The 20,279-nt window shown below is 61.6% G+C and carries 17 protein-coding genes; 10 read left to right on the top strand and 7 right to left on the bottom strand.

Annotated elements, in window-relative coordinates; translation table 11 throughout:
• Positions 1-130: 130 nt before the first annotated feature.
• Both QMK17_RS12785 and QMK17_RS12790 read right to left on the bottom strand, forming a co-directional pair.
• Positions 131-1,819: an AMP-dependent synthetase/ligase gene (locus QMK17_RS12785; RefSeq protein WP_283509563.1), complete on the bottom strand. Its 1,689-nt coding sequence runs from the start codon at positions 1,817-1,819 to the stop codon at positions 131-133.
• Positions 1,820-1,900: 81 nt separating this feature from the next.
• The gene (locus tag QMK17_RS12790; protein ID WP_283509565.1) at positions 1,901-2,833 is read right to left on the bottom strand and encodes a LysR family transcriptional regulator; all 933 of its coding nucleotides are present in this window, start codon (positions 2,831-2,833) and stop codon (positions 1,901-1,903) included.
• Positions 2,834-3,082: 249 nt separating this feature from the next.
• Between QMK17_RS12790 and QMK17_RS12795 the strand changes: the two genes are divergently transcribed.
• Positions 3,083-3,490, top strand: a complete 408-nt coding sequence (locus tag QMK17_RS12795) for a DUF6153 family protein (protein WP_283509567.1) — start codon at positions 3,083-3,085, stop codon at positions 3,488-3,490.
• Between the two features lie 82 nt (positions 3,491-3,572).
• Positions 3,573-4,208: a DUF305 domain-containing protein gene (locus QMK17_RS12800; RefSeq protein ID WP_283509569.1), complete on the top strand. Its 636-nt coding sequence runs from the start codon at positions 3,573-3,575 to the stop codon at positions 4,206-4,208.
• Positions 4,209-4,308: 100 nt separating this feature from the next.
• Here the strand turns inward: QMK17_RS12800 and QMK17_RS12805 are convergent, their stop codons facing one another.
• Both QMK17_RS12805 and QMK17_RS12810 read right to left on the bottom strand, forming a co-directional pair.
• Positions 4,309-6,459, bottom strand: coding sequence for a heavy metal translocating P-type ATPase (locus QMK17_RS12805; RefSeq protein ID WP_442972753.1), 2,151 nt, complete (start codon positions 6,457-6,459; stop codon positions 4,309-4,311).
• A 118-nt stretch (positions 6,460-6,577) separates the two neighbouring features.
• A complete protein-coding gene (locus QMK17_RS12810) occupies positions 6,578-6,814 on the bottom strand; it encodes a heavy-metal-associated domain-containing protein (RefSeq protein ID WP_283509571.1) in 237 nt (78 codons plus the stop codon).
• Between the two features lie 279 nt (positions 6,815-7,093).
• On the opposite strand from QMK17_RS12810, the gene QMK17_RS12815 reads away from it, so the two are divergent.
• The 8 genes from QMK17_RS12815 (at position 7,094) to QMK17_RS12850 (ending at position 17,568) form a co-directional block, all read left to right on the top strand.
• Positions 7,094-8,464: a TrkH family potassium uptake protein gene (locus QMK17_RS12815; RefSeq protein WP_283509642.1), complete on the top strand. Its 1,371-nt coding sequence runs from the start codon at positions 7,094-7,096 to the stop codon at positions 8,462-8,464.
• Positions 8,457-9,122 carry a potassium channel family protein gene (locus QMK17_RS12820; protein ID WP_283509573.1) on the top strand — a complete coding sequence of 222 codons (666 nt, stop codon included), beginning with the start codon at positions 8,457-8,459 and terminating at the stop codon, positions 9,120-9,122. Before QMK17_RS12815 ends, QMK17_RS12820 begins: the two co-directional genes overlap by 8 nt.
• Before the next feature lie 423 nt (positions 9,123-9,545).
• The gene (locus tag QMK17_RS26380; RefSeq protein ID WP_336620147.1) at positions 9,546-9,701 is read left to right on the top strand and encodes a potassium-transporting ATPase subunit F; all 156 of its coding nucleotides are present in this window, start codon (positions 9,546-9,548) and stop codon (positions 9,699-9,701) included.
• 5 nt (positions 9,702-9,706) lie between these two features.
• On the top strand, positions 9,707-11,515 hold the full coding sequence (gene kdpA, locus QMK17_RS12830) for a potassium-transporting ATPase subunit KdpA (RefSeq protein WP_283509574.1): 1,809 nt from the start codon (positions 9,707-9,709) through the stop codon (positions 11,513-11,515).
• On the top strand, positions 11,512-13,605 hold the full coding sequence (gene kdpB, locus QMK17_RS12835) for a potassium-transporting ATPase subunit KdpB (RefSeq protein WP_283509575.1): 2,094 nt from the start codon (positions 11,512-11,514) through the stop codon (positions 13,603-13,605). The genes kdpA and kdpB overlap by 4 nt, the downstream gene beginning before the upstream one ends.
• Position 13,606: 1 nt before the next feature.
• Entirely contained in the window at positions 13,607-14,245 is a 639-nt protein-coding gene (locus QMK17_RS12840) for a potassium-transporting ATPase subunit C (protein ID WP_283509576.1), read from the top strand.
• Positions 14,246-14,297: 52 nt separating this feature from the next.
• The gene (locus tag QMK17_RS12845) at positions 14,298-16,880 is read left to right on the top strand and encodes a sensor histidine kinase (RefSeq protein WP_283509577.1); all 2,583 of its coding nucleotides are present in this window, start codon (positions 14,298-14,300) and stop codon (positions 16,878-16,880) included.
• Positions 16,873-17,568: a response regulator gene (locus QMK17_RS12850; protein WP_283509579.1), complete on the top strand. Its 696-nt coding sequence runs from the start codon at positions 16,873-16,875 to the stop codon at positions 17,566-17,568. The genes QMK17_RS12845 and QMK17_RS12850 overlap by 8 nt, the downstream gene beginning before the upstream one ends.
• Before the next feature lie 154 nt (positions 17,569-17,722).
• Here the strand turns inward: QMK17_RS12850 and QMK17_RS12855 are convergent, their stop codons facing one another.
• From QMK17_RS12855 to QMK17_RS12865, 3 genes are all read right to left on the bottom strand, one after another.
• Positions 17,723-19,105, bottom strand: coding sequence for a sensor histidine kinase (locus QMK17_RS12855; RefSeq protein WP_283509581.1), 1,383 nt, complete (start codon positions 19,103-19,105; stop codon positions 17,723-17,725).
• A 58-nt stretch (positions 19,106-19,163) separates the two neighbouring features.
• The gene (locus tag QMK17_RS12860; RefSeq protein ID WP_283509583.1) at positions 19,164-19,421 is read right to left on the bottom strand and encodes a hypothetical protein; all 258 of its coding nucleotides are present in this window, start codon (positions 19,419-19,421) and stop codon (positions 19,164-19,166) included.
• Between the two features lie 139 nt (positions 19,422-19,560).
• Positions 19,561-20,241 (bottom strand): response regulator transcription factor, encoded by a 681-nt coding sequence (locus QMK17_RS12865; RefSeq protein ID WP_283509585.1) that lies wholly within the window; start codon positions 20,239-20,241, stop codon positions 19,561-19,563.
• Positions 20,242-20,279: the final 38 nt, after the last annotated feature.

The raw sequence follows: 20,279 nt of genomic DNA on the forward strand, positions 1-20,279 counted from the left end.
CGGTGTTGTTTTCAGTCGAGTGCTGTCGAATCTCAGTGTTTCCGCCCTCGCGGCTCGATGCGTGCGCGAAGAATGGTTCGGCATCGGGCGATCGGTCTGCCCTATAGCCGACCTGAGATCGGCAGGCGTGTTATCGAAGTGTTCGCGGCGAGGCCATGTTGTAGATGTCTGCGATCTCGGTGTTGAAACGCGCTTCGATCGAAGCGCGTTTCAACTTGAGTGACGGCGTCAACAATCCGGAATCGACTGTAAAATCATCTGTTAGAACTCGAAATTCACGAATCGACTCGGCGCGGGACACCAGCGAGTTCGCGTCATCGACGGCCACTTGCAACTCGGCGTGTACCAGGTCGTCGCCGAGGCCGACCGCAGCCGGACCGAGGGTGATCAACGCGGCTACGAAAGCACGCCCGTCTCCGAGCACAATTGCATTGCTTACCAACGGATGCAACCGAATTCGATCTTCCAGCGGGGTGGGGGCCACGTTCTTTCCACCCGAGGTCACCAGAATCTCTTTCTTGCGGCCCGTGATTCGAAGGTAGCCTTCGTCGAGCTCGCCGATGTCGCCGGTATACAACCACCCGTCGGCGTCGACCGGTGAACGGTTCGCTGCGGCACCCCAGTAACCTCGCGTGACGTTCGAGCCGCGGACCAGAACCTCGCCGTCTGGAGCAATCGCTACGGTCGTCCCCGGTATCGGACGTCCGACCGTTCCGATGCGATTGGTCTGCGGCTCGTTCACAGTGACTGCCGTGGCGGACTCGGTCATGCCGTAGCAATTGAGAATGTCGACGCCGAACCCCGCGTAGAACCCAGCGGTCGAGTCGTCCAACGATGCGCCCCCGGAGATCACCGAGCGCAGTCGCCCGCCCAGCATGTCGAGCACGGGCTGCGACGGAACAGCGGTCGATGCCTGTTTTCCAGACCTGAGCAGTGCCAATCCATCGGACACCGCCGCTTCCTCAGCGCCGCTGGCGAGGTGCAGACGAGCGGCCTTGCGGATCTTCTCGAGAGCGTACGGAACAAGAGCAAGGAACGTGGGCTTGATGTGCGACAGCGCCGCGACCGTTTCGGGAATGCCCGGCAACAGATGCGTCGCGGAGCCGCCGTAGAGCGTTGCGTACAGAATGGTCTGTCCGAACACGTGAGCTAGCGGCAGCCCCAGTGCCGTCACCGCTTGGTCCTCCCCCTTGCCACCGAACATGTCTCCGGTCCGGACGACGGTGTTTGCCGCAGCTGCAAACATGTTGCGGTGGCTGAGCATGCAGCCTTTCGCCGGACCGGTGGTACCACTGGTGTAGACGATCATCGCGAGGTCATCACGACGGACTGCAGCGATACGTTCATTTGGGTCGGTGCGGCTGCGCGAACGCGACCATCGTGACACTGTCTCGAACGACCACACCATCGTCGCGCCCGCGTCAACCAACCGTCCGGCGTCGAATTCGCTTTCGGCGGCAAAACGGGTGGATCCGGAATCGTCCACCATGTGGCGAATCTGCGCTGGGGAGGATGTCGGATACACGGGCACCAGAACACCGCCGATGGCCAGCACGGCCAGATCGAGTACGACCCAGTCCAGGCCAGTGCGGCCAAGCACGGCGACGCGCTCGCCCACATCCACTCCGGCCTCCACCAGGGCCGAGGCGAGACTTCGAACTCGCTCCGCCACCTCCAGACACGTCAGCAATTCTGATTGCTCGCTTCCGCCTAAGGACGGACGACCGGGTGTCCGGTCTGCAGCGTCGAAAACGATAGAAGCGAGGCCTGACTCTTCGCTCAATTCGACGCCGGGCCCGGAAAACGACTGTGGGTTCATGTATGTCGATTCAAGACCCGTCTTCACCAGGTGGCAATGGCGAAAAACCTTGCGCGCTAACACATATTTCTATCCACCACGTCAAACGACTAGCTTGACTTCTGCATGTGATTCAGCGCTCTCCGGCGGCTCGATGCAATCCAAAAAGGAATCGACGGCTGAATTCACATCACCGGCGCGCCAGACAACATACAGATCGATGGCTGGTACCGGATCGAACAGTTTGACAGCGACGGAGTTCGCCCCGATTGCCCCCATTCCCGCCGAGGTGGCACGAGGAAGCGATGCGAATCCGACGAGCGGTTTGACCGACACGACGTGCGCCGTCGCGCCCGGATCATCAGCAATCTGAGCGATCGTCAGTGCGATCTTGTTGTCTGCGGCAGCGGACAGGATCGAGTCGTACATCGCCGGGCACTGCTCACGTTCGAACAACACACACGACTGGTTGGCCAGTTCGGCGAACGGAACGCCAGGGCGACCCGCCCACTCGTGTCCCCGGCCCACCACCGCGACAAGGGGAACCCGGTGTAGGACTCTACGGTGGTGGAACTCAGCCGTATGTGGGTGACCATAGACCAGTGCGACGTCGAGAACCCCGTCCCCCAATGCCGTGAGCTGTGGACCGGTCCGTTTCTCCCACAACGAGACCACAACGTCCGGATGGTCCTTACTCATCGTCGCCAGTGCGTACGGCAGGACGTGCCTGCTGGCCGGAAAGTTGTAGCCCACGTTGAGCGTTCCCGATCGCCCAGCCGCCGTCGATTTGGCGATGCGCGCGGCTTTGTCCATCTGTTGAACAATCAACCTTGCTTGGGTTTCGAATTCTCTACCCGCCGCCGTCAGCTTGACCTCGTGCGAACTGCGCGCCACCAACATCACGCCGAGAGACTTCTCCAATTTCTGCAGCTGGGCGCTCAGAGACGGTTGCGTCAAATGCAGTCGGGCAGCAGCCCGCCCGAAATGCAATTCCTCAGCGATGGTGATGAATGCCGTCAGGTGCCGGAACTCCATGGTGATCTCCCCAATTAGTTCGTAGGAAAATAGTATCGATTGGGGAATAACTGGACGTAAACGGAGTAGAACCGGCCGGTGCCTCCGCGGTGTCAGCTCCGAGGTGGGTCTGTGATTTTGCCGGCCTCGTTGTAGAGCAGCCGTCGGCGGCATCTTCGACCATCGGCGTTCACAAGCAGGCTTGGCAGCGTTTCCGATATACCGGCACGGTACTTACCTCCAGGGGGTATGCCTGCTACCGTCGATGACATGCAATCAGCGATGGGGCGCGGTCGACGGGGCACAGCCTCGGCGACTGGATTGCTGATCATATTGGTGGCGTTCGGAGTGCTTCTGATGCATTCGGTGACGCCGGCCACGCCGATGTCCATGCCGATGAGCGGTGGCCATGCCTCGATGGCGTCGACGACTGCCATCGACAATTCGGTTTCGATGGCGTTCGGGAAACACGACTGTCCTTCAGCGCATCAAATGATGCATCCCTGCGTGGGTACTACCGTGTCATGGCCTGTGTTGACCCTCCCGGCGATGAACGTCGACGTCGATCCGTCACCGACACCCGTGAATCGGATGGGCGGTCGCACCGATTCGACGTTGGGGCGCGCGCCGCCGTGGACTCTGTGGGAGTTGGACAGATCGGTGACCTTGCGAGTGTGACGGGGAGCCAGGTGAGCGCATGCGCACCGACGATTCGAAACACGTCCGATCTCTGAATAAACACTCTTGCAAGGAGTTTCACATGCGTACCAAACTAGCTGCTTCACTCGCCGCTGCCACCGTCAGCGCCTTCCTTGTCGCTGGCTGTAGCGACGACTCGACCGATTCGTCCATGGACGGGCACTCGATGGACTCGTCCTCGTCCGCCGCGTCTTCGCCGGCAGCGGCGAGTGCTACTGCTGAGTTCAACGACGCCGACGTGATGTTCGCGCGAATGATGTACCCACACCATGCGCAAGCAGTCGAGATGGCCGCTATGGCGGACGGCCGCACCAACAACCCGGAGGTTTTGGCGTTGGCGTCGGCGATCGAAACCGCACAGCAGCCGGAGATGGATCAGATGACTGCGTGGCTCGCTGCATGGGGCCAGCCCGCACCCTCGGCCGAGATGGGTGAGATGGGTGAGATGGGCGGTATGGATCACAGCTCGGGCAGCGGAATGATGACACGACAGGACATGGACGCGCTGATGGCTGCGTCAGGTCCGGACTTCGATCGCCAGTGGTTGACAATGATGATCGCCCATCACACCGGCGCGATCGAGATGGCGAACACCGAGATCTCCGCCGGTTCCAATCCTGAAGCCCAACAGATGGCCCGGACGATCGTCGACACACAGCAGCAGGAGATCGCTACCATGCAGCGACTGCTCGGCTGACCTGACCTACCGTCGACCGAAGGCCACGCCCGCTGCATCCAGGGGCGCGGCCTTCGGCTGTGGGTGCAGTGGTCGTCAGGACGCTGCGGAGATCCTGGGCTCAGCTGCGTGCGGACGGTTCGCGTTGCTCCGCATCACGGCCACCGTCGCTCTGTGTGCCGGTTATGGCGTCGGGTCTGAGGTCGAGTCGCCGCAGCGATTGCGCGTTGGCGGCGACGATGATCGTCGACAGCGACATCAAGATCGCTCCGATCGACATGGGAAGTACGAATCCGATCGGTGCCAGCACTCCTGCCGCGAGCGGAACGGAGATGAGGTTGTATCCCGCTGCCCACCAGAGGTTTTGCTTCATCTTTCGGTAGGAGGCTCGGGAGAGTTCGATCACTGACAGCACCGACCGGGGGTCGTCGCTGGCGAGGATCACTCCTGCCGATGCGATCGCGACGTCGGTGCCCGCGCCGATCGCTATTCCGACGTCGGCTTGGGCGAGAGCGGGCGCGTCGTTGACCCCGTCGCCGACCATCGCGACGGAGCGGCCTTCCTGTTGCAGGGCTGCGACGTTGTGTGACTTGTCTTCCGGTTTGACTCCGGCGAAGTAGCGGTCCACACCGAGTTCGGTGGCAACGGACTTCGCGACGGCGTCGGCGTCGCCGGTGATCATGACCACTGTAATTCCGCGGTCGTGAAGGGCGTCGATCGCGACGCGTGATTCCGGCCTGATCTCGTCCGCGAGTGCGAGTGCGCCGATCACTGTGTCCCCGGCGAGGACATGCAGGATGATTGCCCCGTCTGCGCGCCACTGTTCGGCGACACCGAGTTCGGATCCGCGCTCTTGCTCGAGCAGCGAGGGTCCGCCCACCTGGATGCGGACTCCGTCGACGTCGGCAGATACTCCGACGGCCGGGGACGACCGAAAATCGGTGGCGGCCCGGACGGTCAGGTTCTTCTGTCGTGCGGCGCCGACGATGGCGCGCGCGAGAGGATGCTCGGAATCGGCCTCGGCGGCGGCGGCAAGCGCCAGGACCTCGTCGGCGGTGCGGCCGGCGGTCACCTCGATTGCAGTGACCGTGGGCTCGCCTCTGGTAAGAGTGCCGGTTTTGTCGAACAGCACAGTGTCCACCGTCCGCATCGTCTCGAGTGCCAGCCGGTCCTTCACCAGGACACCGCCTCGGGCGGCTCGTTCGGTGGCGATCGAGACCACGAGCGGAATTGCAAGGCCGAGTGCGTGCGGGCAGGCAATAACCAATACTGTGATCGTTCGGACGACGGCGTCGTCGGGCATTCCGAACAGTGTCCACACTGCGGCGGTGATGATCGCGGCTCCGAGGGCGAACCAGAACAACCATCCCGCTGCAGTGTCAGCGATGCGTTGAGCCCGTGACGTCGAGTTCTGGGCGTCGGCGACCAAACGGCCGATACCCGCGAGGGCGGTGGCCTCCCCTACCGCGGTGACTTGGACCCGGATACCGGAGTCGGTGGCCACTGTCCCGGCGACGACCTGCTCGCCGACGCTACGGCGTACTGTCCGTGATTCACCGGTGATCATCGACTCGTCCATGCTTGCTGTTCCGGAGACAACGATGCCGTCTGCTGGCACTCGGCCGCCAGGACGAACGACGACGTTATCGCCGAGGTGCAGCTGGTCCGGGGATACCGACACCACATCGTCGCCTTCGACGCGTTCGGCGGTGTCCGGTATCAGTGCGGCCAGCGAGTCCAGCGCTGAGGTGGTCTGCGCGAGGGATCGCATTTCGATCCAGTGCCCGAGCAGCATGATCACGATCAACAGAGCCAGTTCCCACCAGAAGTCGAGCTGACTATCCAGCACACCGAGGCTCGCTCCCATCGATGCGGCGAACGCGACTGTGATCGCCAAAGCGATCAGAAGCATCATTCCTGGTGCGCGCGAGCGCATCTCGCTCACTGCGCCGGCGAGAAACGGGGAACCGCCCCAGGCAAACATCACGGTGCCCAGTACCGGGGAGATCCAGGTGATCCACGACGCGTCGGGCAGGGCGTAGCCGACGAGCATTGCGAACATGCCGGAAGCAAGGACTACCGGGACGGACAAGAGGAGCATGAACCAGAACAGGCGACGGAACATGCCCACGTGATCCCCGTGCCCGGAATGCCCTCCGGGACCTCGTTGTCCGGCATGTTCGCCGTGGGCGGTGAGCACCCCGGGTTGGGAGTGGGCTGCACTGTGGCTGAACATGTCGTGACTTGGCTCCGCAGGAACAGACTCGCTCATTGCGGTGTGAGCTTCATGCCCGCTGTGCGGCAGCGAAATCAGCCGATCCGCGGGCGCCGAATCGGCGCCGGGAGGTATCTGGTTGTTCATCGTGCAAGTCCCTTCATCCGCCGAGTTCTCACGGCTGTGCCGTGCGTGATTCTGCGGGTAGCGGTTCGGCTGTGTATCCGGCGACGCGTACGGCGGCGATGACCAGAGAAAGGTCGAGATCAGCGGCGCTTGTCACCGACAGCGTTCCCGCCGACGCCGATACATCGACCGCTTCCACGCCGGCTACGGCACTGACTTCTTCTCGAATCGATGCCTCGCAGTGTCCGCAATTCATACCGGTGACTCGGTAGTTTGTGGTGATCATGAACATTCCTTCCCTCTTGCCGATATACCCCTAGGGGGTATTGGCTGACATGTCGGACCATACCCCCTCCCCGTACGGATGGAAAGGGGCGACCTGGCGCTGGCGATGGACCCGAGTAGCTCAGGGCAGATTGGGGAAAGTGAATTCGAAGACACCGGGCACGCCCGGACTCGGGACAGTCCTTCGAGCCTCATCCGGCTGGCGCGGCCGAGGCCATCCGCATCACACGCTCGAGCGCACGCGCCGCCGTTCCGGTGACTCGGTACGCTACCTCGGGTGATGAACTCCTACGGCGGTTCCGAGCGTGCGCCAGGGCGGGCTGTGATGTCGAAGCTCACTCCGGTGCGCCTCGTGGCGTTGGGCTTCGCGGCCGCGATTGCAGTGGGGGCCGGTCTGCTGATGACTCCGGCCGCTACCCAGTCGGGCAGCGACACCGACCTTCTTGCTGCACTGTTCACTGCGACGTCGGCGATGTGTTTGACCGGTCTGATCGTTGTGGATACCCCTACCCATTTCTCGGGACTGGGGCAGGGCATCGTTGTTGCTCTGATTCAGATCGGCGGCTTCGGCATCATGACAATGGCATCGTTGGTCGGGCTGATTCTCGCTGATCGAATTGGCCTCCGGGGCCGCCTCAATGCTGCCGTCGAGGTACGAACATCTGGACTCGGAGACGTGCGAAGCGTCGTGATCGGCGTAGTCCGTACCAGCTTGGCCATCGAGACGATCGTCGCGGGATGCCTCGCATTGCGCTTTGCTCTCGGATACGGTGAACCTCCCGCTCGTGCCATCTGGTTGGGCGTCTTTCACTCGGTGTCGGCGTTCAACAATGCAGGATTCGCGTTGTTCAGCGACAACATGATCGGTTTCGCCACTGATCCTTGGATCTGCGTTCCCCTGATGGTTGCCGTTGTTTTGGGAGGGCTGGGATTCCCGGTGCTCTTCGAAGTCGCCCGTCACGTGCGTCGTCGTTCTCGGCGCCGCTGGTCGTTGCACACTCGCCTGACGCTGTCGGTGAGCGCCGTTTTGCTGGTACTCGGACCCGTGCTGGTGTTGCTGCTCGAATGGTCCCGCACACTGACCGGGTACGGCATCACCGAGAAGTTCCTCGTTGCATTGTTCCAGGGAGTGATGCCGCGTACAGCGGGATTCAACAGTATCGACTATGCGCAGGCCGATGACGCGACGCTGCTGGTAACGAATGTCTTGATGTTCATCGGCGGTGGCAGCGGCGGAACCGCAGGCGGTATCAAGGTCACCACGTTCGCAGTACTGCTGTTCGTCATCCTGGCCGAGGTTCGAGGCGATCGGGCGGTGACAGTGTTCGATCGCCGGATCGATGCGCGGGTGCAGAGGCAGGCATTGACGGTTGCCCTCGTCGGGGTGGCGCTGGTCATGGTTCCGGTGGTCGTCTTGCTGGCAGGGACGGACTTCGATCTCGATGTGCTCCTGTTCGAGGTCGTGTCCGCATTTGCGACGGTAGGTCTATCGACCGGGATCACCGCGCACTTGCCGGTGTGGGGCCAGCTAATTCTGATTCTTCTGATGTACTTGGGCCGCATCGGCTCTATTACGATGGTCAGTGCTCTCGCTGCACGAGATCGGGGCCGGCGTTACACACTTCCCACGGAAAGGCCGTTCATTGGCTAAGAAACCGTCCTCCGACGTCGTCGTCGTCCTCGGCTTGGGCCGATTCGGAAAGTCGTTGGCGCTCGAGTTGATGTCTCGAGGCACCGAGGTCCTGGGAATCGATACCGACGAGTCCGTCGTGCAGCGTGTTTCGGAGCGTCTCACTCATGCGGCCGTCGCGGACACCACGGACGAAGAATCGTTGCGGCAACTCTCGGTGCACGAGTACGACCGGGCTGTGGTCGGAATCGGATCCAACCTCGAAGCCAGTTTGCTTACCGCCTCCGCCTTGATCAATCTTTCGGTGAGCAACATCTGGGCTAAAGCGATCAGCAACGCTCACGCCAAGATCTTGAACCAGATCGGCGTCCAACACGTCGTGCGACCCGAACACGACATGGGCAAACGAGTGGCCCATCTGGTCCGAGGGCGCATGATGGACTACATCGAATTCGACGACGGATTTGCCATGGTCAAAACCTCACCGCCGACGTTTTTGATCGGAGACCGGCTGGGAGAGAGTGCAATACGCACCAAGTACAACGTCACCGTGGTAGCGATCAAACGCCCGGGTGAGGGATTCACCTACGCCACCGCTGAAACCGTGATCAGCGCCGGTGACACCATCATCGTCTCGGGCCGCGTGGGCGATACCGAACGCTTCAGCGAACTGACCTGAACCGGCCGTTCACGAGCCCCACAAGGACACAGCCACAACCTTTTGGAACGTGACGTCCGGTTCCTCGCCGGCCAAGAATGTGTGCCGGTGGTTCGGAGGATTGCAGCACGCGAAATTCGTTCGGTCTGGTGCCGTCATCGGTGAAGTCGAATAGAAACAGAACGTAGCAAGACCGCCCCTCGAGCCTGTCGTCACATGCCCGTCGTGTCTGCCGTCAAATGCCCGTCGTGACTGTCGACGCGTGCGTAAAGAATCCGTAAGAGTGGTCGGTGGCGAGACTTTCCGGGCGTAGACATATCTGTGACCGGCGAGCGATATGCGAGCCGACCAGCGCGTATCTGCGCTGAACCACTATCTCGAAGAGGCACGATCTTCAATGGCTGATCTGGGTTATCTCGCCGCCATCGTCACAGGATTCGGTGTGTGCGCACTGATTCTGCGGACGTTGTCGAGTACTACTACCTCGAAGGCGAAGACGAAGTGACAGTCGACGGATTCGCCAGCGTCGTCCTGGTGGGCATTGCTGTGTTGACGGCGCTCTACCTGTTCGTCGCTCTGCTTGATCCGGAGAGGTTCTGACTCATATGAACGCTGCTCTGGCTGCCGGACTTCAGATTGCCGTCGTAGTGCTTGCCCTGGCGATCGCTTATGTTCCGCTGGGCGACTACATGGCCAAGGTTTTCGCTACCGACGACACCACCGATCGAGACCAAGGCCACTACGCCCACGCCGGGGGCGGCCGGGCGTCGACGATGCGCGGTACCGACAGGGGAACGATCAGCACCAATACTGGTACTGGTACCACACCGGTGTGGGCCGACCTGCGGGTCGAATCCTGGATCTACCGATTGTGCCGTATCGAGCCGCGCTCCCAACAGACCTGGGTCGCCTACGCATTGTCAGTCCTCGGATTCTCCGCAGCAAGTGTGATATTTCTGTATGTGCTGCAACGCATTCAAGGTGTACTCCCCCTCAACGGGGGCCTGTCGGGGGTGAGCCCGTCCATCGCGTTCAATACCGCTATTTCGTTTGCGACAAATACGAACTGGCAGTCGTATGTTCCCGAGACGACGATGTCGAATTTGACCCAGCCGCTCGGTCTCGCTGTGCAGAACTTTGTTTCTGCGGCAGTCGGTCTCGCTGTCGCGATCGCTGTCGTTCGCGGATTCGTGCGGGTTCGGGTCGGAGGTGAGATCGGAAATTTTTGGGTAGATCTGGTCCGAGGAGTGTTACGCATTCTGCTCCCCCTGGCGTCGATCATGGCGTTGGCGCTCTTGACACAAGGCGTTGTCCAGTCCTTCAGTGCAGGATTCGAATCGACCGGGCTGGACGGGGCGACGGTAACGAACGCGCTGGCGCCGGTTGCGTCGCAGGAAGCAATCAAGGAGCTCGGAACGAACGGAGGAGGCATACTCGCGGCGAACTCCGCTCACCCGTTCGAGAACCCGACGCCGCTGTCGAACATTGTGGAGATCTTTGCCATTCTGTTGATACCGGTCGCTCTGACTCGCACGTTCGGAACGATGGTCGGTGACCGCCGACAAGGTTTGACATTGCTGGCCGTCATGTCAGGTCTGTTCGCTGCCTTGCTGGCGGTTACAGCCGCTGCCGAATCCGGCGCGCGCGGTGTCGCAGCTCAGGCGGCTGGGTCGATGATGGAAGGTAAAGAAGTCCGCTTCGGGATTCCCGGGTCGACCCTGTTCGCGGTTGCTACAACCGGAACCTCGACCGGCGCAGTGAATTCCGCGCACGACAGTATGTCACCGCTCGGTGGCGGCGCTGTTCTGCTGAACATGCTGTTCGGTGAAATCGCGCCGGGCGGGGTCGGAACCGGCCTCTACGGCTTGCTCGTGCTAGCAATCATCGCGGTGTTCGTCGGTGGCCTGCTCGTGGGACGCACTCCTGAATATCTCGGCAAAAAAATCGGTCAGCGCCAAATCACGCTTGCGGCCCTGTCAGTTCTTGTCATGCCGGCCCTGGTGTTGGTGGGTACGTCGATCACGGTGATCCTTTCGTCCACGGCCGGATATCAAGGCAACTCTGGTGACCCAGGAACGCCGGGATCGATACATGGTTTCACCGAGGTGTTGTACGCCTACGCCTCCGCTGCGAACAATAACGGCAGCGCGTTTGCAGGCTTGACTGTCACCAGCGATTGGTTCCAGACCTCGCTCGGGATCGCCATGCTGGCGGGCCGAGTTCTGCCGATCATCTTCGTCCTGGCATTGGCCGGTTCACTTGCGACATCGAAACGTACTGCACCGAACCCCGGCACCCTCCCGACCACCGGTCCGTTGTTTACCGCTCTAGTACTCGGTACTGCCGTTCTTGTTGCGGCACTGACCTTCTTCCCGGCCCTGGCATTGGGCCCGATCGCAGAGGCATTGCAATGACCGTCACATCATCTCGACTCGTCGACGAAGCCGACGTCGCCGACTCCCCATCACCGGTGCAGGCTGGTTATTTCAGTCCCCGGCAGATGTGGACCTCACTTCCGTCTGCGTTCGCCAAGCTCGACCCGCGGCACCTGGCCCGAAACCCGGTCATGTTCGTAGTGTTGATCGGATCGTTCGTCACCACCGTGCTCGCCGTGTTCGAACCGTCGGTGTTCTCGTGGCTCGTATCAGCCTGGTTGTGGTTCACGCTGCTGTTCGCGAACCTCGCCGAATCGGTAGCCGAGGGCCGGGGCAAGGCACAGGCCGCGAGTCTGCGTGCAGTCAAACGCGACACCGTCGCACGCCGCCGCACCCGAAGCGGTGTAATCGAGGAGGTTCCCGGCACCGAACTGCGGGTCGGTGACGAAGTCGTGGTCTCGGCCGGCGAAATCATCCCCGGCGACGGCGATGTGATCGAGGGTATCGCCACGGTCGACGAATCAGCGATCACCGGAGAATCTGCCCCGGTGGTACGGGAATCAGGAGGAGACCGGTCAGCGGTGACCGGCGGCACCGGGGTGCTCTCCGACGAAATCGTCGTTCGCATAACCGCGGCGCAGGGCCAGACGTTCGTAGATCGGATGATCGCACTCGTCGAAGGCGCCTCTCGGCAGAAGACGCCGAACGAGATCGCGTTGAACATTCTACTGGCATCGTTGACGATCGTCTTTCTTCTTGCCGTCGTTGCGATCGGACCGATGGGCGCGTACGGCGGCCAAGCGCAGGATCCGATCAAATTGATTGCACTGCTGGTGTGTTTGATTCCCACGACCATCGGTGCGTTGTTGTCGGCGATCGGTATCGCCGGCATGGACAGGTTGGTGCAACGCAACGTGTTGGCGATGTCTGGGCGTGCCGTCGAGGCAGCCGGCGACATCGACACCCTGTTGATGGACAAAACCGGAACGATCACGTTCGGCAATCGCCGTGCAACTGAACTGCATCCCGCCCCCGGCGTCGACGCAGGCGAACTCGCTGCGGCTGCCCGCCTTTCGTCGTTGGCCGACGGCACGCCGGAGGGCCGAAGCATCGTCGATCTGTGCTCTCTGGACTATTCGTTGCCACTACACGCCACGGACATCGAGAAGACCGGCTACTTCATCGCCTTCACCGCGCACACGCGAATGAGTGGAATCGATCTCGAGGGCACCCAGATCCGGAAGGGCGCATCAGACTCCGTTTTGGCCTGGGTCCGCAGTAACGGCGGCCCGGCCACCGATTCGAATGTCGACCAGATAACGCAGAGCATCGCCCAGAAGGGTGGGACACCGCTCGTCGTCGCCACTTCGCCCGAGGGCGGTTCTGCGCGCGCGCTGGGTGTCGTCGAGCTCTCCGACGTCGTCAAACCTCACATCGCCGAACGCTTCGCACAATTGCGCGCTATGGGTATCCGGACCGTCATGGTCACCGGCGACAACCCGCTCACTGCCAGAGCGATAGCCGATGAGGCCGGGGTCGACGACTTCCTCGCAGAAGCGACTCCGGAGGACAAGCTTGCACTTATCCGACGGGAGCAGGAAGGCGGACGTCTCGTCGCGATGACAGGTGACGGCACCAATGACGCGCCGGCTCTGGCCCAGGCAGACGTCGGGGTCGCGATGAACACCGGTACCTCCGCGGCCAAGGAGGCGGGCAACATGGTCGACCTGGATTCGGACCCGACGAAGCTGATCGAGGTGGTCGAGATCGGCAAGCAATTGCTGATCACCCGCGGCGCTCTGACGACGTTCTCGTTGGCAAACGACCTCGCAAAATATTTCGCGATTCTGCCTGCAATGTTCAGCGTCGTGTATCCACAATTGGATTCGCTCAACATCATGCGCCTCGCGACAGCGCAGTCGGCGATCCTGTCCGCGGTTATTTTCAATGCACTGGTGATAATTGGCCTGATTCCATTGGCACTCAAAGGCGTTCGCTATGTCCCGTCGAATGCGTCGACTCTGTTGCGCCGCAATCTGCTCTTGTACGGGGTGGGCGGCGTGATCACGCCATTCATCGGTATCTGGCTCATCGACCTCGTTGTTCGTTTCATCCCAGGGATAGGTTGAGATGCGGTTCTTGCAAAGATTTTTCGGCCAGATCGTGGCAGGTATGTCCGTTCTGCTGGCGCTGACGGTAGTTGTGGGTATTGGGTACCCGGCAGCAGTCTGGGCGGTGAGCCGCATCGGATCCAGCTCCGCCGAGGGTTCGCCGCTGCGCGATGGGAACGGATGCGTTGTGGGAAGTAGTCTGATCGGAGTCGATCCGCAGGTTGCCGCCGGGCTACCCGATCCCTTCTTCCACTCCCGAGTCACCGGTTCGATCGCCGACGAGGACGCCTTCGCCCCAGGAGACCCAGCGGCAGCGCTCCCGTCCAATCAAGGCCCCAGCAGCGACGCACTGGCGGCATTCGTGGAAGAACGACGTTCGGTGATCGCCGAGCGCGAGGGAGTCGACCCCGTTGATGTTCCGGTCGATGCGGTGACCGGGTCCGGGTCCGGTATCGATCCGCACATCAGCCCGGCCTATGCGCGCATTCAAGTAGCCCGAGTGGCCGAGGAGAACGGTATGAGCGAGGACGCAATTTCTGTATTGGTCACCGAACACACCGAGGGACGGCAATTAGGATTCCTGGGCAACGAGGCGGTGAACGTCCCGGAACTCAATCTTGCACTTGGTTTGACTGTTCCCGGGTGCAGTACCAACTGAGACGCGGAATGTGAATGAAGTTCACGAGAACAAGAAACCGGGTGGCCAGCCGATGAGCACGAGCACGATCGGATGCGGGGACGCCAAGCGTAGCGGCGGTGCTCTGCGGATCTACCTTGGTGCGGCGCCAGGTGTCGGGAAGACTTTCGCGATGCTCGGTGAAGCACACCGTAGGCAAAAACGGGGCTGCGATGTCGTCGCGGGCGTGGTGGAAACCCACGGCCGCGCCCGCACAGCCGAACTGCTCGACGGCATCGAAATGATCCCGCCGCGCATCATTCACTACCGCGGATCGACAGCCGGGGAACTGGACGTGCCAGCGATCATCGAGCGGAATCCGAGGCTGGTACTGATAGACGAACTCGCCCACACCAACACCCCCGGTAGCACCCACGAGAAACGGTGGCAGGACGTCGATGCCATTCTGGCTGCCGGCATCGATGTGGTCTCGACCCTGAACGTGCAACACCTGGAAAGCCTCAACGACGTCGTCGAACAGATCACCGGCGTCCCCCAACGCGAAACCGTCCCCGACTCTTTCGTACGCGCGGCCGAACAAATCGAGTTGGTCGATGTCGCACCGGAGGCATTGCGGCGCAGACTCTCTCACGGAAATATCTATGCACCCGAAAAGGTCGATGCAGCACTGAGCAACTATTTCCGCCAGGGAAACCTCACCGCTTTGCGTGAGCTGTCGCTGTTGTGGATTGCCGACCAGGTCGACGCGGCATTGGTCAAATACCGCAGCAACCACCACATCACGGACACGTGGGAAGCCCGCGAGCGCGTCGTCGTTGCGGTCACTGGTGGACCCGAATCGGAAACCTTGCTCCGCAGGGCCAGCCGGATCGCGTCGAAGTCGAGCGCGGAATTGATGGTGTTGCACATCATCCGGGGCGACGGTCTCTCCGGCGTTTCTGCTCCGCAGATGGGCAAAGTGCGCATACTTGCAACGAACCTCGGGGCGAGCATGCACAGCGTTGTCGGTGACGACGTTCCTACCACTCTGCTCGACTTTGCGCGCGGCGCCAACGCAACTCAGTTGGTCATCGGGACATCCAGGCGATCCCGGTGGGCCCGCATCATGGACGAGGGCATCGGCGCCGCCGTCATACAGAACTCCGGAAAAATCGACGTCCACATGGTTACGCACGACGAAGTGAGCCGCGGGTGGCGGATCCGTCGGCTGATATCACCGGACCCCACGCACCGACGCATCCTGTCCTGGACCGCTGCGGTCGTCGTACCCATAATGTCCGCACTCGCAATGATGCTCGTGGATCCGTACCTCGACCTCGGCGGTGAAAGCGCCTTATTTTTCATTGTCGTACTTGCTGTGGCGCTCCTCGGAGGCGTCGCGCCCGCCGCCCTGTCGGCCTTGATCGCCGGTTTGCTACTGAACTATTTCTTCGCCGAACCGCGATACAGCTTTACCATCGCCCAACCCGACAATTTCGTCACTACGGTGGTACTGCTCATCATGGCGGTCGCTGTCGCGGTTCTAGTGGATGCTGCCGCCCGTCGAGCACGCGAAGCACGCCGCGCATCTCGTGAAGCAGAATTGTTGACCCTTTTCGCTGGAACAGTGCTGCGCGGCGGCGACATTCGATCATTGCTGGAGCGTGTACGTGAAACATACTCACAACGAGCGGTGTCGATTGTCCGAGGCGCCGGCATCATCGTCGAATCCGTCGGAGACGATCCGCCCGCTGGACCCGACGCCGCAGATACTGCTGTCGATACCCCCGATAGTTCGTTCACGCTGTTGCTGTCAGGAACGAAGACAGCAGCACACGACCGCCGAGTCCTGAGCGCTGTCGCAAATCAAGCGATGGGGTTGATCCGCCAAACCGAGCTGGCACGGGAAGCGAGCGCCGCAACCGGTATCGCCGAAACCGACCGACTTCGACGGGCGTTGCTGTCCGCGGTGGGTCACGACCTCCGCACTCCCCTTGCGGCAGTCAAAGCATCGGTATCGAGCTTGCGCAGCACCGACGTCGACTTCTCGCCAGAGGACACCGCCGAGCTTCTCGCGACCATCGAAGAATCCACCGATCATCTGACCAGACTGGTCGAGAACCTGCTCGACTCGTCGAGACTGGCCGCAGGAGTCATCAGGCCCAGCCTGACAATGGTCTATGTCGAAGATATCGTGCACGCAGCCCTCACCGAAACGACGCGGGAGAGCGAACGAGTCGTGATCGATGTAGGCGAAGTGACTGCGGCAGCGGACGCGGGATTGCTCGAACGTGCGATCGCCAATCTGATCGACAACGCCGTGCACCACGCACCAGGGGCGCCGGTCCGCATCGGGGCCGCGGAGGCAGGCGATCGTGTGGTGATCACCGTTGCGGACAACGGCCCAGGAATTGCGAGAGGAACGGAAGAGGCGGTATTCGAAGCGTTTCAACGACTCGGCGACACTGACAACACCACCGGCGTCGGGCTCGGACTGTCGGTTGTACGCGGGTTCGTCGAAGCTATGGGTGGATCGGTGAGCGTATCGGAAACCGCAGGCGGCGGAGTGACCATGACAGTCGAACTACTCTCCGGGCGCGCTGTGACAAACAACCCGAAGCCGACACCGAAATCTGCTCCGAATCGTCGACACGAAACAATATCTGCACATGACTGAGAGCATCAAGACCCGAGTACTCGTCGTCGACGACGAACCACAAATCGTGCGGGCATTGCGCATCAACCTCACGGCGCGCGGTTACGACGTCATCACCGCTGACACCGGTTCCGCAGCACTCCGGGCGATCTCGTCCGAACGTCCCGACGTCGTCGTCCTCGATCTCGGACTTCCAGATCTCGGCGGCCTCGATGTCTTGGCAGGGGTGAGAGGTTGGAGCGCAATTCCCGTAATCGTGCTCTCCGCACGCACCGACAGCAGCGACAAAATCGAGGCACTCGATGCCGGCGCTGACGACTACATCACCAAACCCTTCGGTATGGACGAATTCTTGGCACGCCTGCGAGTGGCAGTGCGGCGCCGAGCAACCGCGTCCGAAACCGGGGACCCGACAGTAGTTACGGCTACCTTCACAATCGACCTGGCCTCCAAGACCGTGATCCGCGACGGACAGCACGTCCACCTGACGCGAACGGAGTGGGGCGTCCTCGAAATGCTCGCTCGTAACGCCGGCAAACTCGTCGGGCAAAAAGAACTACTGAGAACCGTGTGGGGCCCAGGCCACGATCGCGGATCGAACTATCTGCGAATCTACCTGTCGCAGCTGCGTCGCAAATTGGAAATCGATCCAGCGCGCCCCCGCCACCTCATCACCGAAACAGGGATGGGATACCGGCTTCTCGAGTAGCAGAAGTCCCCTCCCCTGCTGTACTGCGTCAGTTCGGCTCGAAGGTAACCGCTCGGGTCAACAGCGACACCGCTCTCTCCGAATTCGGTGACACAGCCCGCTGCAAAGACCGGCAGTAATGGTTGGATTACACAGCGAGGTCTGTGCGCACCCTCTACGCCGCCCCGGGGCGGGGAACTCTGATGTCGATACGGGCTCCACCGAGCGGCGAGGACGCGATGGTCACCGTGCCGTGGTGGGTCGCGACGATTCCGGCGACGATGGCCAGCCCGAGTCCGGCGCCGCCCTCGCCGCGTGTGCGTGAGGTGTCGAGTCGAACAAAGCGGTCGAATACTCTCTCCCGCTCCGCATCTGGGATGCCAGGGCCATCATCGTCGACGATGATCACCGCTGATTTGTCCACTTCGTAGCAGTTCAATTCCACGCGAGTCTGTGCGTGCCGAATTGCATTGTCAACGATATTGCGCACCATCCGCGCGAGCGCGTCGCGGTCGCCGGTCACTCGGATCGGGACGATCGAGGTCGCCGCCACCAGATGCGAGATGGACTCGATACGTTTACCTTCCTCGTACAGCAGGTCGTCGATATCGACATCGACCTTGCTTGCCCCCAATTGTTTTTCGTCCGAGCGTGCAAGCAGGAGAAGGTCTTCGATGAGCCGGCGCATTCGACCCGCTTCGGGTAAAAGCGATTCGTCGATCAATTCCACGTCGAGCAACTCCGGCCGCGTTGCCGCCAGTTCGAGGGCGGCAGTGATGGTCGACAAAGGACTGCGGAGTTCGTGTGATGCATCGCTGACGAATCGCTGCTGGGCGCGCTGTCCTGCATGCAGGCGTTCCAACATCTCGTTCATTGTCACAGCGAGTCGGGCGATCTCATCGCGTGCCTCTGGCACTGGGATATGTTCGTCCAGTTGACTGTTGGTGATTGCGGCCACGCGGGTCCTGATTCGTTCGACAGGATTGAGCGCCGCACCGACCAGTCTGTACGTAGCGAAAGCGACGAACGCGACTACGCCCGGACCGACCAGTGCCAGCAGGACAGCGACCTTTTTCACAACGTCTTCCACCGGCTCGCGGTCGGCCCCGACAAGCACTGTCACCGAACCGGCCGGTGACGTCGCTCCGTGACCCGTAACCCAGAAGTCACCGGTCTCGCCACGCTCTATGCGTCCGAGGTCCTCGATCCCCGGCGCAGCCACCGGACGGGTCGAAAGCGGCTCGCTGCCGTCTCCGTGGGACTCGACGATTACTCCCCCTGCGCTATCGATGACCTGGACGATCCCGATCTGGCCGTCGGTCGCCAACAACGAATCGTCCACCTGCGACGGCGTCGATGCCTCGAGCTGTTCGGCGACTTGTACCGAGCGGGCGACCGCGGCAGATCTGGCCGAGGATTCAAGCAAGTTGTACAACACGCCCAGCAATGCGCCGCCGGCAACGATCAAGCAGACGGCGACCACGAGGGTAGCCGCAACCGCTGAACGGACCCGGACGGTCCACGCCAGTGGCCGGAGTAGATCAAAGAAAGAACGCACAGACACAGTCTGCTTGTCGAACGGCACGAGCGCGCCCACATCTTCAGCATGTCTTCGACTACGACGGCTGTGACACGACCGCGGTACTGGGAAACCTTCGGTTGAGCGCATCGAGCTGTCGGTGGAGCTCGTACAGGAGTGCTCGTTGGAGTAGAGCCTCCTCGCGGTGCCACAGTCGCGTCGACGCGTGACCGGTTTCCCACGCCGTCTGCGAGAGTCGTTCCGACTCCTCGACCCGCGACGACACTGCGGTGATCTCGGCGCGGAGCATCGTCGTGAACACACCGGCTTGGGCTTGGTCGGAACAGTCGGACATCGGCCTCCGCTCGATATGATGCAAGAAAACGAACCGCGTGTGTTCTCCTGGCGGCAGCCAACGGTAGCAGCGTGCGTGAATATTCAGCGGTACGAGGGGCCCACCATGACCGACTGAAACGCCGCGTGGCGAGAGCTGTTCAGTCAGTCCCGCCGACAGCGAGACGGTACCCGACCCCCCGTATCGTTTCGATACTCTTGCACCCGAACGGCTGATCCACCTTCTTGCGTAGGTATCCGATATAGACCTCGACGATGTTCTCATCGCCGTCGTAGTTCGCATCCCACACCGATCGCACAATCTCGGATTTGGTCACCACGGTCCCACTGCGGCGCATCAAAAACTCCAGCACACTGTATTCGCGGGGCGTGAGCGATAGTTCGACGTTCCGGCGGGTGACGCGATGCCGCGCGGGGTCTAGTGCTAAATCCCCCGTAGTCAGCACAGCCGGGCGCTCGGGAGCCCCGCGCCTGACCAATGCACGCAAACGAGCCACCAGCACGACGAACGAAAACGGCTTGACCAGATAATCGTCAGCCCCGAGATCGAAGGCATCTGCTAGGTCGTATTCGCCGTCCTTCGCTGACAACATCAGGATCGGCGTCCAGACGCCCTGCGCTCGCAGATCACGCACGATGTCATAGCCATGCTTACCCGGCAACATGATGTCGAGCACGAGTACATCGAAATCCCCGGACACAGCGCTGCAGAAACCGTTGTCACCATCGTGTTCGACCTCGACGGTGAAACCTTCGGCCACCAGACCGCGTCGCACCATCTCGGCCAGACGGGTCTCGTCCTCGACTACCAGTACCCGCATCGACGACTCCATCCGTGTGTGCGTTGGATGCCATGAGT

The sequence above is a fragment of the Rhodococcus sp. G-MC3 genome (assembly GCF_030063335.1).
Classification (GTDB): Bacteria; Actinomycetota; Actinomycetes; order Mycobacteriales; family Mycobacteriaceae; genus Rhodococcoides.

Excerpts from the sequence above, each read along its gene's own strand:
- QMK17_RS12810 (WP_283509571.1), bottom strand. The coding sequence starts at position 6,814 with ATGATCACCACAAACTACCGAGTCACCGGTATGAATTGCGGACACTGC.
- QMK17_RS12790 (WP_283509565.1), bottom strand. The coding sequence starts at position 2,833 with ATGGAGTTCCGGCACCTGACGGCATTCATCACCATCGCTGAGGAATTG.
- QMK17_RS12850 (WP_283509579.1), top strand. The coding sequence starts at position 16,873 with ATGACTGAGAGCATCAAGACCCGAGTACTCGTCGTCGACGACGAACCA.
- QMK17_RS12800 (WP_283509569.1), top strand. The coding sequence starts at position 3,573 with ATGCGTACCAAACTAGCTGCTTCACTCGCCGCTGCCACCGTCAGCGCC.
- QMK17_RS12865 (WP_283509585.1), bottom strand. The coding sequence starts at position 20,241 with ATGCGGGTACTGGTAGTCGAGGACGAGACCCGTCTGGCCGAGATGGTG.
- QMK17_RS12840 (WP_283509576.1), top strand. The coding sequence starts at position 13,607 with ATGCGGTTCTTGCAAAGATTTTTCGGCCAGATCGTGGCAGGTATGTCC.
- QMK17_RS12845 (WP_283509577.1), top strand. The coding sequence starts at position 14,298 with ATGAGCACGAGCACGATCGGATGCGGGGACGCCAAGCGTAGCGGCGGT.
- kdpA (WP_283509574.1), top strand. The coding sequence starts at position 9,707 with ATGAACGCTGCTCTGGCTGCCGGACTTCAGATTGCCGTCGTAGTGCTT.
- kdpB (WP_283509575.1), top strand. The coding sequence starts at position 11,512 with ATGACCGTCACATCATCTCGACTCGTCGACGAAGCCGACGTCGCCGAC.
- QMK17_RS12795 (WP_283509567.1), top strand. The coding sequence starts at position 3,083 with ATGCAATCAGCGATGGGGCGCGGTCGACGGGGCACAGCCTCGGCGACT.
- QMK17_RS12815 (WP_283509642.1), top strand. The coding sequence starts at position 7,094 with ATGAACTCCTACGGCGGTTCCGAGCGTGCGCCAGGGCGGGCTGTGATG.
- QMK17_RS12805 (WP_442972753.1), bottom strand. The coding sequence starts at position 6,459 with ATGAGCGAGTCTGTTCCTGCGGAGCCAAGTCACGACATGTTCAGCCAC.
- QMK17_RS12785 (WP_283509563.1), bottom strand. The coding sequence starts at position 1,819 with ATGAACCCACAGTCGTTTTCCGGGCCCGGCGTCGAATTGAGCGAAGAG.
- QMK17_RS12860 (WP_283509583.1), bottom strand. The coding sequence starts at position 19,421 with ATGTCCGACTGTTCCGACCAAGCCCAAGCCGGTGTGTTCACGACGATG.